Source organism: Paraburkholderia sp. FW306-02-B, assembly GCF_058782725.1.
On the sequence record NZ_JBYSXZ010000001.1, the window covers coordinates 789,220 to 803,172 of the forward strand.

At 58.3% G+C, this 13,953-nt stretch carries 12 protein-coding genes and 1 pseudogene; 11 read left to right on the plus strand and 2 right to left on the minus strand.

Going from position 1 to position 13,953, the window contains the following annotated elements; all coding sequences use genetic code 11:
* Positions 1-193 precede the first annotated feature (193 nt).
* Together chvE (AC3WOG_RS03470) and AC3WOG_RS03475 are read left to right on the plus strand one after the other, a co-directional pair.
* Positions 194-1,264 (plus strand): annotated as a pseudogene (gene chvE, locus AC3WOG_RS03470) (multiple monosaccharide ABC transporter substrate-binding protein).
* A 302-nt stretch (positions 1,265-1,566) separates the two neighbouring features.
* Complete coding sequence (locus AC3WOG_RS03475; protein ID WP_492576685.1) at positions 1,567-2,751, plus strand: porin; 1,185 nt, start codon at positions 1,567-1,569, stop codon at positions 2,749-2,751.
* Positions 2,752-2,962: 211 nt separating this feature from the next.
* On the opposite strand, the gene AC3WOG_RS03480 is transcribed toward AC3WOG_RS03475, so the two are convergent.
* Both AC3WOG_RS03480 and AC3WOG_RS03485 read right to left on the minus strand, forming a co-directional pair.
* Positions 2,963-4,006, minus strand: a complete 1,044-nt coding sequence (locus AC3WOG_RS03480; RefSeq protein WP_492576686.1) for a LacI family DNA-binding transcriptional regulator — start codon at positions 4,004-4,006, stop codon at positions 2,963-2,965.
* A complete protein-coding gene (locus AC3WOG_RS03485) occupies positions 3,985-4,164 on the minus strand; it encodes a hypothetical protein (protein WP_492576687.1) in 180 nt (59 codons plus the stop codon). The genes AC3WOG_RS03480 and AC3WOG_RS03485 overlap by 22 nt, the downstream gene beginning before the upstream one ends.
* 241 nt (positions 4,165-4,405) lie before the next feature.
* On the opposite strand from AC3WOG_RS03485, the gene AC3WOG_RS03490 reads away from it, so the two are divergent.
* The 9 genes from AC3WOG_RS03490 to AC3WOG_RS03530 all read left to right on the plus strand — a co-directional run bounded on the left by AC3WOG_RS03490 (position 4,406) and on the right by AC3WOG_RS03530 (position 13,931).
* On the plus strand, positions 4,406-5,320 hold the full coding sequence (locus tag AC3WOG_RS03490; protein ID WP_492576688.1) for a LysR family transcriptional regulator: 915 nt from the start codon (positions 4,406-4,408) through the stop codon (positions 5,318-5,320).
* Positions 5,321-5,464: 144 nt separating this feature from the next.
* Positions 5,465-6,388 carry an intradiol ring-cleavage dioxygenase gene (locus AC3WOG_RS03495; RefSeq protein WP_492576689.1) on the plus strand — a complete coding sequence of 308 codons (924 nt, stop codon included), beginning with the start codon at positions 5,465-5,467 and terminating at the stop codon, positions 6,386-6,388.
* Positions 6,389-6,454: 66 nt separating this feature from the next.
* Complete coding sequence (locus AC3WOG_RS03500; protein WP_492576690.1) at positions 6,455-7,336, plus strand: sugar phosphate isomerase/epimerase family protein; 882 nt, start codon at positions 6,455-6,457, stop codon at positions 7,334-7,336.
* Between the two features lie 41 nt (positions 7,337-7,377).
* Positions 7,378-8,370 carry an inositol 2-dehydrogenase gene (iolG, locus tag AC3WOG_RS03505; protein ID WP_492576691.1) on the plus strand — a complete coding sequence of 331 codons (993 nt, stop codon included), beginning with the start codon at positions 7,378-7,380 and terminating at the stop codon, positions 8,368-8,370.
* Positions 8,371-8,394: 24 nt separating this feature from the next.
* Entirely contained in the window at positions 8,395-9,483 is a 1,089-nt protein-coding gene (locus AC3WOG_RS03510) for a Gfo/Idh/MocA family protein (RefSeq protein WP_492576692.1), read from the plus strand.
* Positions 9,484-9,579: 96 nt separating this feature from the next.
* Positions 9,580-10,650: a multiple monosaccharide ABC transporter substrate-binding protein gene (gene chvE, locus AC3WOG_RS03515; protein ID WP_492576693.1), complete on the plus strand. Its 1,071-nt coding sequence runs from the start codon at positions 9,580-9,582 to the stop codon at positions 10,648-10,650.
* Between the two features lie 92 nt (positions 10,651-10,742).
* The gene (gene mmsA, locus AC3WOG_RS03520) at positions 10,743-12,272 is read left to right on the plus strand and encodes a multiple monosaccharide ABC transporter ATP-binding protein (RefSeq protein WP_492576694.1); all 1,530 of its coding nucleotides are present in this window, start codon (positions 10,743-10,745) and stop codon (positions 12,270-12,272) included.
* A 1-nt stretch (position 12,273) separates the two neighbouring features.
* A complete protein-coding gene (mmsB, locus tag AC3WOG_RS03525) occupies positions 12,274-13,482 on the plus strand; it encodes a multiple monosaccharide ABC transporter permease (protein WP_492576695.1) in 1,209 nt (402 codons plus the stop codon).
* A gap of 152 nt (positions 13,483-13,634) precedes the next feature.
* Positions 13,635-13,931 (plus strand): Dabb family protein, encoded by a 297-nt coding sequence (locus tag AC3WOG_RS03530; RefSeq protein ID WP_492576696.1) that lies wholly within the window; start codon positions 13,635-13,637, stop codon positions 13,929-13,931.
* The last annotated feature ends 22 nt before the right edge of the window (positions 13,932-13,953 follow it).

Consider the following 13,953-nt stretch of genomic DNA (forward strand, 5'->3'; position numbering starts at 1 on the left):
CAACAAGGCTGTTGCTGGCCGCATGCCATCGCCTGAGGGTGTTAGCCGCACCGTCTTCGTGATCGACCTAACGTTGCCCGGTTTGCCATCGATCAAAGTACTGAACTGGTGTCGCTTCAGGGCGTGCACCTTGCAAGCAGAATCAAACTAAAAAGAAATTTTAAAATAAGTAAGACTAATGAGGAGACAGAAGATGAATATGGCGAAGACTTTGGCATTGGCGGTTTCTGTGGTGCTTGGATTTGCTGCAGCGAGCGCCTCGACTTACGCGCAGGACAAGGGCTTCATTGGGATTTCGCTGCCGGACAAGACGGAGTCGCGGTGGATTACCGATGGCAAAAGCATGGTCGACGCGCTGAAAGCGAAGGGCTATTCCGCCGATCTCCAGTACGCCAACTACGACGTGCCGACTCAGGTCAATCAGGTCGAGAACATGCTGGCCAAGGGCGTCAAGGCGCTCGTGATCGCTCCGATTGATGGCAAGACCTTCTCCGACGCTCTGGCGCTTGCGCAAAAGAGTCATATCAAGGTCATCTCGTACGACCGCCTGATCAGCCAGACCAGGGACGTCGATTACTACGCGACGTTCGACAACTACGGCGTGGGTGTCCTGCAGGGCCAGAGCATCGTCACCGCCTGGCAGAAGAAGGGCGGCAAGACCCCCTTCAACATCGAGGTCTTTGGCGGCTCGTCGGACGATAACAACGCGCATATGGTCTACGCCGGCGGGATGTCGGTACTCAAGCCGTATATCGACAACGGGAAGTTCGTCGTTCGCAGCAAGCAGGTGCCCTTCGAGAAAGTCGCGACCCGCAACTGGGACGGCGCCACGGCCCAGTCCCGCATGGACAATCTGCTGAGCGCCTTCTATGGCAACAACCGGCTCGATGCCGTGTGGACGCCGAACGACGCCATCGCGATCGGTGTGATTTCTTCGCTCAAGGGTGTCGGCTACGGTTCGGCGCAACAGCCGATGCCGGTCGTCACGGGACAGGACGCGGACCTGCAGAACGTCAAGGGAATCATACGCGGCGACCAGACGACGACCGTGTTCAAGGATACGCGCAAGCTGGCCAGCATCACGGCCGATATCGTGGACGACGCGCTGACTGGAAAGCCGGTGCCCGTGAACGACACGAAGAGCTACAACAACGGCGCCAAGATTGTTCCGACCTAGCTCGTGAAACCGGTCCTCGTCGACAAGGACAACTGGCAGTCGGAGCTCGTCACGAGCGGGTATTACACACAGGCGCAGGTGAAGTAGCAGGACAGTCGACAAATACCGCGTGACAGGGAGGCCGGTATCCTTCCGGGCTTTGCGGTCGGGCCCGAAGGAGAGGGGATTCGTTACCGGGGATGTCGCGCTCCTTGCTCTCGGATTCCGAAGGCAACGAAAGTGGTCACTCGGCGCGCATTGCCCGAGCGGGTGTCGGAAGGAGGCTTCCCGCGTGATTGACGGGCTGTGGCCATGGCTCGGTCTTGCGCTCTCGAATGTCCCGGTACAGCTGGCAGAATCAGATTGACAAATAGACTATTAAATTCGTAGTACTACGCAGAGGAGATGGTATGAAAAGGATTGTGTGTGGACTGGTTGCGGTGTCGGCAGCGGCGTCGGCAAGTGCGCAAAGCAACGTCACGTTGTATGGCATCGTAGACAACGGACTTCAATACGAGACTGGCTTGCCGAAAGGGCACGTGTTCGGCGCACAGAGTGGAGGATGGGCCCAGTCGCGATTCGGTCTCAAAGGCACTGAAGATATCGGAGGCGGTACACAGGCTATTTTCCACCTTGAGTCCCGCCTCAACACACAAAACGGTAGCCTCGCCAACGGCAGTTTCTTCGAGGGGCAGGCGACTGTAGGTTTGCACAACGACACATGGGGTCAACTGAAGTTCGGCAACATGGGCTCGGCCGAAATAAGTCAGTATTCGGGCGATGTCGACCCTCAGCAGACGAAGAAATATGCGATTGGTACGCTGGTGCGTGGCCGGATCTTTTCGCAGGCGGGTAACGGTATTGAGTATCTGTCGCCGACGCTCGCGGGATTTACGCTGCAGGGTCAATACGACCTGACGAACTCGACGAAATGGAACTCCGGGAATCCGGGAAGCGCGCCGGGCCAGTTGGGCTCATCGAGCGGTCTGGGTAGCGCTCAGGGGCGATCGGACGGCATCAAGCTGTCGTACCAGACAGGCGGCCTTTACTGGCAGGCCACATATGATGAGGTCCGCGATCCCAACGGCCAGTTCAGCAATGTGTACCTGGCCTCGCGCTCTATCCTTACGGGTGCGACCTACGCGTTTGGCCCCGTGGTTGCGTATATTGGCTATCAGCACCTCAGCGCACCCAACGCGTCCAATGCAGGATACTTTGGTACGGCCACTCCGACAACGCTGCCGTCAGGCACATCGCTGCCGACAGCAGTAAATCACGAATGGATTGGGGCCATCTGGCAGACCACGCCAGCGCTTTCGATCACCGGTGCGGTGTATCACGCAAACGCCAATCACGGCAATGGTAACGCGACGCTATACACGCTGGGCACGAACTATTCGCTGTCGAAGCGCACGCTCCTCTATACCGAGCTCGGTTACGTTCGGAATAGTTCGACGTCCAATCTTGGGCTAGACAGCGGGCTGTATGGCGCGAACACTAATAACGACCCGGTGAGCAGCGCCGCGTCCAGCACAAACCCGAACTATGGCAAGAGCCAGTTCGGCGTAATCGCGGGTATCGCCCACCAGTTCTAGGGCGCGTGGAAGGGGTTCGGGACAGTTTGTATCTCGAACCTCGACTGGGGCGGGCGCACTTTTCCGTGTTATCTAACCGTTCCCGCCCGAAGGCTGACTTCGCGCCAGACGATTTGCGAGCGAGGTTCGACCGCGAGATTAGGAGCCGACAGGAGGCGGCCAGTCGCAACCCGCTCCCCGCTCGCTTTGGACACTGCCTCCATCAACATCGTTATGAACGAAACCGGCTCGCTATATGCTCTGGAATGTTCTCGGGCGTCACGACGACGACCGATGAGGAGGGCGATACGGCAGACGCTGGCAGGAGCTTGTGGAAGTGCATGATGTGTTGGCACGCCGATCGCATGTCCTGGCGCAGGTCGTGATATAGAATCACTTGCACCTTGCCCTCGCGCAGCAGGCGCACGTTGTCTTGGTCCAGATCGTGCCCGATAAAGCAAAGCGGTGATTGCTGTTGAGCTTCGAGCGCTCGGAGAATGGCGAGATTTCCACCTCCCATGGAGTAGACCGCAGCGATACGGGTATGTGCGGCGAGGACCCTGCGGACTCGTTCTTCCGTGGGCGTGTCAAGGCCGTGGCCGCCACTGGCGTCAATTAACGTAAGCTGTGGAGATCGGTTCCTCAGCGTGCGTCGAAAGCTTATTTCACGTTCTTCCTCGCCCCTGAAGCGTTCGTCGCTCATCGTTATCAGGATGTTACCGGGCTGCGGACCTAATAACCAGGCAAGAAGGTATGCGGCAGTGGCGCCGGCGGCCCGATTGTCCAGCCCCACGTATGCGACGCGACGGGACAACGGGATATCGGTGAAGATCGTGATCACTGGAATGCCGCGGCGCTGTAGTTCGCCTATTGCCTCCGCAATTTCGGGAACATCGCGCGCCTTCAGGAAAACCCCATGGCTTCCTCTGTGTCCAATTGACCGAAGAGCTTCGAGTACCTCGGCCGTTGTCATCGTTTCGCGCATTAGAAAGCGCGGCCGAAAGACGACCGGGCGCAACGCGGCCAATTCTGCTTCAAGTGCATTTTTGATTTCGTCAGCAAAGCGTGCGGGGGCTTCTACGACTACATCGACTACGAGCTTCCGACCAGCGCTCGCCAACTGCACTTCCTGTCTTTCGAGTTCCTTGATGGCTTGTTCGACTCGCTTGCGTGTGTGTTCGCGAACATGAGCGCGCCCATTCAGCACCCTGTCGACTGTTGCCACTCCGAGCCCTGCCTGCAGAGCTATCTCCTTTATAAGAAAGCGGTGAGCCATTCCTGCGCCTCGTGTTTGATGGTCTTTTGATGGTTCATGATATCCCGGCACCAGCTACGGATGCCATGTTTCAGAAGGAGGGCGACTGCTGCGCGACGCGTGATGCGGCGGACGCCAGGCAGCGGATCCCGTTGTTCGACTGTCAGCAGATCGTTCACATTGCGTATGAGTAAATGATCACACGTTGCCACGCAACACGGCGCAAATTCACGGCCAGGTCAGGGTAACTCCGAATATTGATGTGTTTTTGATGTGTTTCGTGTCACCCGCCGATAGATTTTCTGGCTTATGATCTGCTGCGTGTGGCAAGTGGCTGGTTGGACGTATTTATCGATGGCGCTCGTCTGCGTGCACTGTCGTGCTGCGTGAGCTTGAGGAAAGGTGGGAAGGTGCAAGCAGATGGACCAGTTCAAGGAATTACAGCTATTCGTTGAGGTTGCCGAGACGGGCAGTATCAGTCGGGCTGCGGAGGCTGTAGACCTCTCCATCTCCGCAGCAAGCCGCTACCTGATCTCGCTGGAGACTCGACTGAGTGTCCAGTTGGTGCGCAGGACGACGCGCAATCTCTATCTCACGGAGGCTGGCGCAGAATTTCACCGGCGCTGCAAGTCCATCCTGGCAGACCTCGGCGAAGCTGAGTCGGTCATCAAGGAAGCGATCGTACGGCCAAGTGGCGTGCTTCGCGTTACCGCGTCGCTCTCGTTCTGCATGCTGCATATTGCGCCGATGCTCCGTGAGTTTACGGCGTGTTATCCGGACGTCACGGTGGATGTTGTGGCAGCCAATCGCTACTATGACATCATCGAAAATGGCATTGACGTTGCAATCCGTACCAAGGTTCTTGAGGCGGACAGCAACATAACGGTCAGGCGGCTTGCCGCGACCCGGCGAATACTGGTTGCGGCTCCTTCGTACATCGAAGCAAATGGTTTGCCGTGCTTCCCGGCAGAATTGGTCAGGCACAAGGTATTGAATTACGCACTCGCCGACAATCCGCGTGAGCTCGCATTCTGTCGCACAGGCGAATCGGTTCTCGTCAAGATCAAGCCTCTTCTTGAATCCAACGACGGCCAGATACTTCGGGTCGCCGCGCTCGACGGCATGGGCATTCTCGTGCAACCCAAATATATTGTGTACGACGACCTCAAGGCGGGCCGCCTGGTTCCAGTGCTGAATGACTGGGACCTGCCCCGGCTCACGATGAACATTGCATTCCAGACCCGCGCTCATATGCCGGCAAAGGTTCGCCTGTTTATCGACGCACTTGTCGAGCGGTTCCAGCAGAACGAGTACGAGCGGCACTGGACCGCATGACGGTCGCGCGGCACAGTCAACCTGCCGGCCCTTCCCACTTTCCCACCTTGCACGAAAGAGATTCCCTTTTCAGCTCTGTTTTGCCGGCTTCGAGGAATATAGACTCGTCTCAAAGCTGTACGAGAACATTGAAGGAGACGCTCCATGCAACATGCAGCACCCTCTGTTTCGCCGCCCCCGTCACCGTATTTCGACGAAGCGCGCTCGGCCGACGTCGTCAACGCTCGCATGGATCAGAATGCCGACGAGCGGCTGCGACAGGTCATGACGATTCTGGTCAAGCATCTGCATGCGGCGGTGAAGGAAATCGAGCCGACGCACGAAGAGTGGTTTGCCGCGATCCGCTTCCTGACTGAAACCGGTCAGATGTGCACCGACTGGCGACAGGAGTACATCCTGCTGTCGGACATCCTCGGCGTTTCGATGCTTGTCGACGCGATCAATCATCGCCGGCCGAACGGGGCCACACCGAATACGATTCTCGGCCCGTTCTATGTCGCGAATGCACCCGAATATGAGAACGGCGCGAACATCTGCCTCGACGGAAAGGGCGAGCCTCTGGTCGTTGCAGGGCGCGTGACGGACATCGAGGGCACACCTGTCGCGAACGCGAAGCTCGAAGTCTGGCAGACCAATGACGATGGCTTTTACGACGTCCAGCAAAAGGGGATTCAGCCGGAATCGAATCTGCGTGGCGTATTCACCTCGGATGCAGAGGGCCGGTACTGGTTCAAGTCCGTCAAGCCGCGCCACTACCCGATTCCATCGGACGGGCCGGTCGGGAAGCTCTTGGGCGCAATGGGCCGACACCCGAACCGAGCTGCTCACCTGCACTTCATCGTGACCGCGCCTGGCTTTGATCCCGTCATCACTCACATTTTCACGCCTGACTGCCCGTATCTCCCCGAAGACGCGGTCTTCGGCGTCAAGCGTGAGCTCATCGCCGAATTCAACAGGATTGACGACCCGGAAGCTGGTAAGCGCGTCGGGTTCTCATCTCCGTTTTGGTCTGTGTCGTGGGACTTCACTCTCGCGACGTCCACCAACCCCACGCGGGCAATCCCGTAATCGTTTGGCACGCGGGCGCGCGTGCCGTCGACGAACTGATGAAACTGAGAAACAGGACTACTACACATGAGCGCGAAGAACATTGAACTGCTGGCTGCGTACTGGACTATTGCCGGCGACGTCTATCCGTGTGGACCGGCCGAAATCAGTCCGTTCCCGCTGCGAGACCGTTGCGAAGCGGCATCGCGTGCTGGCTGGAGCGGCATCGGCCTCATCCTCGATGACCTCGAGTACAGCGTCGAGAAATACGGGCTCTCCGGGGTCAAGAATATTCTGGACGACACGGGCATGAAGAACTTCGAGCTCGAAATTCTTATGGACTGGTACCTCGATGGCGAGGCGCGTACCAAATCGGACAGTTTCCGTCGCCGTGTCATCGAACTGGGCGGCGAACTTGGTATGCGCAATCTGAAAATCGGCGCGAGCCCCTTCGACGAAAGTCCGGCCGACTTTGCGCGCATGACCGACGAATTCGCGAAACTTTGCCAGGACGTCGCGACAGTTGGCGCGACGGTCGCAATCGAATTTATGCCCTTTTCTCCCATCCGAAACATCGGCGACGCGCTGAAGATTGCTGAAGGCGCCGACCAACCCAACGGTGGCCTGATGGTTGACCACTGGCACGTAGTACGCGGTGGCAGCCCCTATAGCGAGGTCGCCCGAATCCCGGCGCGCTTCATCAAGGGAGTAGAGCTGAATGACGTAGGCGCGCAGGTTAAAGGGACGCTGTTTGAGGACTCGAGCTTTAACCGCCAGCTTTGCGGCGAAGGTGCCGGCGACTGTCCCGCCTTTATTGATGCCCTGCAACAAGCAGGTTGCACGCTTCCTTACTACGGCGTGGAGCTCATCTCCGAGAAGCACCGGAAGTTGCCGCTCGACGAGATGGCAAAGCGCGCCTACGACACCACCATCGCTCAGTTCTCGGCAAGAAGCGCGACTTCCGCCTGAAGCGCTTGACCTTAAACCACAAAGTACTTCTGGAGACTCACATGATTCGAATCGCTGTACTCGGCGCTGGCAGGATTGGCCGTATTCATGCAGGCAACGTTGCCGCCAGCCCGAACGCGAAGCTGGTTGTCGTAGCAGACCCCTTTGAGAAGGCTGCCAACTCGCTCGCCGAACGACTCGGCTGCGAAGCGTCGACAGATGCCTCGGCTGTCCTCGAGCGCGATGACATCGATGCCGTTGTCATCGGCACGCCGACGGACACCCACATCACGTTCATGTTGCAAGCGGTGGCGAAAGGCAAGGCTGTGCTGTGTGAAAAGCCAATCGACCTGGACATGGAAAAGTCACTCGCAGCGGCGAACGAGGTCGAGCGCCTCGGCGGTCGTGTGATGCTCGCGTTCAACCGGCGCTTCGATCCGACGTCCCAGGCATTCCGCAAGGCGATCGACGCAGGCGATGTGGGCGAGGTGCGCCAGGTTGTCATCTCCAGTCGCGATCCGGGTATGCCACCCCGCGATTACGTCGAGCATTCCGGCGGCATCTTCCGCGACATGGTGATTCACGACCTCGACATGGCCCGTTGGCTACTGGGCGAAGAGCCGGTCGAAGTGATGGCAATGGCGAGCCGGCTCGTCGACCCGTCGCTGGCGGAGCTCTCCGATTTCGATACGGTGATGGTGCAGCTTCGTACTGCTTCGGGCAAGCAATGCCACATCAATTGCTGCCGCGAGGCTGTGTACGGCTACGACCAACGCATGGAGGTGTCCGGCTCCAAGGGCATGCTCCTGCAGGAGAACCTCCGGCCTTCGACGATCCGTCGCTGGACGAAGGAGGCAACCGATGTCCGCGAACCTCTTCTCAACTTCTTCCTCGAGCGGTACGAGGCGGCCTACAAGGCTGAACTCGAAGCGTTCGTCGAGGCACTGCGTACGAACGCGCCTCTGCCGACTTCGGTGCAGGACGGCCTCAAGGCATTGCGTCTGGCTGACTGCGCGCTCGAATCCGCGATGTCGGGGAAATCGATCAAGGTGTAACTGGTAATCCGGAGGAGACAAGACATGACGCGAAAGATTGGTGCCAACGAAACGGTAGGCGTGGCGTGCCTCGGCATTACCCACCCACACACGTCCGGTCGGGTCAAGGCAATCCAGCGTCGTTCCGACGCAAAAATGCTCGGCGCGTGGGACACCAGTCCGCTGCTTGAGCCGTTCGTGGATGCGCTCGGCCTCGAAGCGCGCACGAAAGAAGACATTCTCGCGGACGACAAGGTGCACGTCGTACTCGTGCACTCGAAGAGCGAGAAGATGGCCGACCTGACCATCGAAGCACTCGGGGCCGGCAAGTCAGTGCTGTGCGAAAAGCCCGCGGGCCGCAGTTCCGCGGATGCCAAACGTATCGTCGAAGCGGTCGAGCGTACGGGCGGTCTCGTGCAGGTTGGCTACTGCTGGCGCTTTGCTCCGTCGGTTGACGCCATGCAGGCGGCGCTCAAGAGCGGCCGCCTCGGAAAGGTCGTCCAGGTGCGTGCGCACGGCGGTTGCTCACATGACGAGGCGGGAACGGCACACATGACCCAGCCGGGCGACATCGGCGGCGCCGTCTTTGTCATCGGCTGCCACCTCGTCGACCGCATTCTGCTGCATTTTGGCCTGCCGCGATCCGTCAATGCCCGTATCACGAAGTTCCCGAACTTCCACGGCGACGAGTCTCGCGAAGATGCCGCAGGCGCCGTGCTGAACTACGAAGACAAGATTGTCGTCATCGACTTCATGTCGTGGGACGTGCTGCCTTGGACGGAAAGCTGGGACATCACGGCGTACGGTACCGAAGGCATCATGTCATCCCGTTCGCTGCCGTCGAGCTACAAGATCTACGACGCGGGCAAGGGCGCCTATCCGGAAGGATGGACCGAATGGCAGGAAACGAGCTTCCCCGAAATCTGGGCCACGAAGAAGACCGAATATTCGCCCGACATTGCCGAAATCGGGAACCCGGTTTACTTCGACCGCGAATCGAACGCATTCTTCGACGCGCTTCGCAACGGCACGCCGTCGGTTGTTCCCGCCACACAGGCATACAACATCAGCCGCGTCATTGAGGCGATGTTCGCTTCGTCGAAGCAGGCCGGTGCAGAGGTCTTTATTGACTAGGAAGGTGAACGGCAGGCCTCCTTTCAGGGCTTGCCGTCAAAAACTGGCTAACGAGAGTCAGAAGCTAAATATGTAGTCCTTATCAGGAGACAAACGATGAACATTATCAAGAACGTTGCAGCGGCTCTGGCTGCCTCGATTGCATTGTCTGCGGTGTCAATATCCGCTTACGCGCAGGACAAGGGGGTCATTGGGATTTCGCTGCCGGACAAGACGGAGTCGCGGTGGATTACCGATGGCAAAAGCATGGTCGACGCGCTGAAAGCGAAGGGCTATTCCGCCGATCTCCAGTACGCCAACTACGACGTGCCGACTCAGGTCAATCAGGTCGAGAACATGCTGGCCAAGGGCGTCAAGGCGCTCGTGATCGCTCCGATTGATGGCAAGACCTTCTCCGACGCTCTGGCGCTTGCGCAAAAGAGTCATATCAAGGTCATCTCGTACGACCGCCTGATCAGCCAGACCAGGGACGTCGATTACTACGCGACGTTCGACAACTACGGCGTGGGTGTCCTGCAGGGCCAGAGCATCGTCACCGCCTGGCAGAAGAAGGGCAGCAAGACCCCCTTCAACATCGAGGTCTTTGGCGGCTCGTCGGACGATAACAACGCGCATATGGTCTACGCCGGCGGGATGTCGGTACTCAAGCCGTATATCGACAGCGGGAAGTTCGTTGTTCGCAGCAAGCAGGTGCCCTTCGAGAAAGTCGCGACCCGCAACTGGGACGGCGCCACGGCCCAGTCCCGCATGGACAATCTGCTGAGCGCCTTCTATGGCAACAACCGGCTCGATGCCGTGTGGACGCCGAACGACGCCATCGCGATCGGTGTGATTTCTTCGCTCAAGGGTGTCGGCTACGGTTCGGCGCAACAGCCGATGCCGGTCGTCACGGGACAGGATGCGGACCTGCAGAACGTCAAGGGAATCATACGCGGCGACCAGACGACGACCGTGTTCAAGGATACGCGCAAGCTGGCCAGCATCACGGCCGACATCGTGGACGACGCGCTGACTGGAAAGCCCGTGCCCGTGAACGACACGAAGAGCTACAACAACGGTGCCAAGATTGTTCCGACCTATCTCGTGAAACCGATCCTCGTCGACAAGGACAACTGGCAGTCGGAGCTCGTCACGAGCGGGTATTACACACAGGCGCAGTTGAAGTAACGAAGTTCTGGCTTCCGTGGGTGCCGGGCGTGTAGTTATAGCCGGCACCACACAGACACGTATTGCACGTGACCGACCCGAGGAATACGACGATGGAAACCATTCTGGAGATGAGCGAAATTCAGAAGAGCTTTGGCGCGGTCAAAGCCCTGAATAACGTCAATCTTAAAGTCCGCAAAGGCGAGATTCACGCCATATGCGGCGAGAACGGCGCGGGTAAGTCGACGCTGATGAAGATCCTGAGCGGCGTCTATCCACACGGCTCTTACGCGGGTAATGTGGTCTACGACGGTGAAGATCGTGCGTTTTCCGATATTTCCGACAGCGAGGAGGTGGGGATCATCATCATCCATCAGGAACTCGCACTCGTGCCCATGCTTTCGATTACCGAGAACATCTTTCTGGGTAACGAACAGTCGAGGCGGGGCGTGATCGACTGGCAGGGCTCCCGGTCCAGGGCGAAGGAACTGCTGGCGAAGGTCGGTCTGACTGACTCCCCCGATACCCCCGTAGGCACGCTCGGCATCGGCAAGCAGCAGCTTGTCGAAATCGCCAAGGCATTGTCGAAAGAGGTCCGTCTGTTGATCCTGGACGAGCCTACGGCAAGCCTCAACGAAAAGGACAGCGACACGCTGCTCAATCTCCTGCTGGAGCTGAAGGCGCGCGGCGTGACGTCCATCATCATTTCGCACAAGCTCAACGAGATTTCACGGGTTGCCGATGGCATTACGGTCATCCGCGATGGCTCGACTGTCGATGCGCTCGACTGCAAAGCCGAAAGTGTGAGCGAAGACCGCATCATCAAGGCGATGGTCGGCCGTGAGATGTCCGACCGTTATCCGAAGCGTGTTCCGAATATCGGCGACGTGATTTTCGAAGTCAGGGATTGGCGCGCACAGCATCCGACCCAACGGGAGCGCGCCGTCATCAAGGGTGTCAATCTCAAGGCGCGAAAGGGTGAGATCGTCGGTATCGCCGGTCTTATGGGCTCCGGGCGGACCGAGTTTGCCATGAGTGTCTTTGGCGGAACGTACGGTCAGGACATTTCCGGCACGGTGCTCATGCACGGAAAGCCGGTAGACGTTTCGTCGGTACAGAAGGCCATCAAGGCGGGTCTCGCGTATGTGACCGAAGACCGTAAAGGAAACGGCCTGGTCCTTGACGACAACATCCAGCGAAACATCACCTTGGCGAACCTCGCAGGCGTGTCGAAACTCGGGGTGATCAACGAACACGAAGAAATAACGGTCGCGGCGGATTTCCTGAAGAAGCTCCGTATCCGCGCGCAGGGAGTAACACATGTGGTCGCCAATCTGTCTGGCGGCAATCAGCAGAAAGTCGTGCTGAGCAAGTGGCTGTTTTCGGAACCCGAAGTACTCGTTCTGGACGAGCCCACACGCGGCATTGATGTGGGAGCGAAGTACGAGATTTATAGCATCATCAATCAGGCGGTTGAAGCGGGTAAGTGCGTCGTCATGATTTCTTCGGAAATGCCGGAGCTTCTTGGCATGTGCGATCGCGTTTATGTCATGAACGAAGGCCGCTTCGTCGGCGAGTTCACCGCGGAAGAGGTCTCGCAGGAGAAGATCATGCGGGCAATCGTGCGAAATGGAGGCATCTAAAATGCGTAAGGCACTCTCGCCGGCGGCGCCGCAGGACGCCGGAGTCAAAAATAGCGAAATCGTTCGGGCGCTCAAGCGCGGCGCCAGTGAGTACGGGCTGCTAATTTCGCTCATCGTCATCATGGCATTCTTCCAGGTGTCGACGAGCGGGGTGTTGATGCAGCCGCTCAATCTGACGAATCTGGTACTTCAGAACAGCTATATCGTCATCATGGCCCTCGGCATGCTGATGGTGATCGTTGCGGGCCACATCGATCTCTCGGTCGGTTCGACCGCGGGGCTGGTGGGCGCGCTCGCAGCGGTGCTGATGGTGCAGTTCAATGTCAACTACGTGCTGGCCACCATCATCTGTATAGTCACCGGCGCGCTGATCGGAGCCATCCAGGGTTACTGGATTGCGTTCTGGCGGATGCCGTCGTTCATCGTCACGCTGGCCGGCATGCTGGTATTTCGCGGGCTGACGAACCTCGTGCTGCAGGGCCAGTCCATTGGACCGTTCCCGGACGCTTTCGCTACGGTCAGTTCCGGCTTCATTCCTGACGTCTTTCACGGGCAGAGCCTTCACGTCACTTCCATCCTGCTTGGAATTCTCGTGGGCGCATTGTTCTTCGTGATCGAACTTCGACACCGCGCGAGCGCAACCAGATACGGTATGGAGAGCGGGTCCTTCTCGATGTTCATCGCGAAGAACGTCATCCTCACGGCCCTGATCGTCTTCCTCTGCTACATCCTTGCGTCGTATCGCGGCCTGCCGACGGTTCTCGTCATCATGGGCGTACTGATTGGTGTCTATACGTTCGTCATGAATCGCACCACCGTTGGCCGTCGTGTTTACGCGGTGGGCGGCAACGCGAAGGCAGCCAGACTGTCAGGCGTCAGTGTTCCGACGATCAGTTTCCTCACTTTCGTGAATATGGGTGTTCTGGCCGCATTGGCCGGCCTCATTTTCGCGGCCCGCCTGAACAGCGGCACACCGAAAGCAGGAACGGGCTTTGAACTGGATGTGATCGCTGCATGCTTCATTGGCGGTGCGTCCGCTTCTGGCGGTGTCGGGCGGGTGGTCGGCGCGGTAGTAGGCGCCTTCATCATGGGTGTGATGAACAACGGGATGTCCATTATGGGCATCGGCGTTGACTACCAGCAGGTGATCAAGGGGGTGGTGTTGCTCGCGGCTGTCTTTGTTGATGTGTACAACAAGAACAAGGCCTGAGCTTCGGATTCCGGACGCGCAGCCAGATGGTGTGGACGAGACGCAGTCAATTTCAACGGCAGAGTGCCCGGCAAACCGAGGCAAAGCGGCTACATATACGGATGCCTAACCGGATGGATCGTGCGGGCATCAGTAGTAAACACGGAATCGACATGATTAAGCACATCGTTATGTGGAATGTTCGCGGTGAGACGCCCGAGCAAAAGAAGCAAACGGCTCAACTGGTGAAAAGCGCCTTCGAAAGTCTGGTCGGAAAAATCCCCGGACTAACGAAGCTCGAGGTCGGCATGGACGTGAGCGGGGTCGATTACGCCTGTGACGTCGTGCTCTACACCGAGTTTGAAGATCCGCAGTCGCTCGATGCATACGCGTCACATCCCGAGCATCTGCGCGTCAAGCAGGTCATTGGGGACAGCCGTATCGCGCGACACCAGGTCGATTACGTTTGAGTCGGTAAACGATAGGGAATCT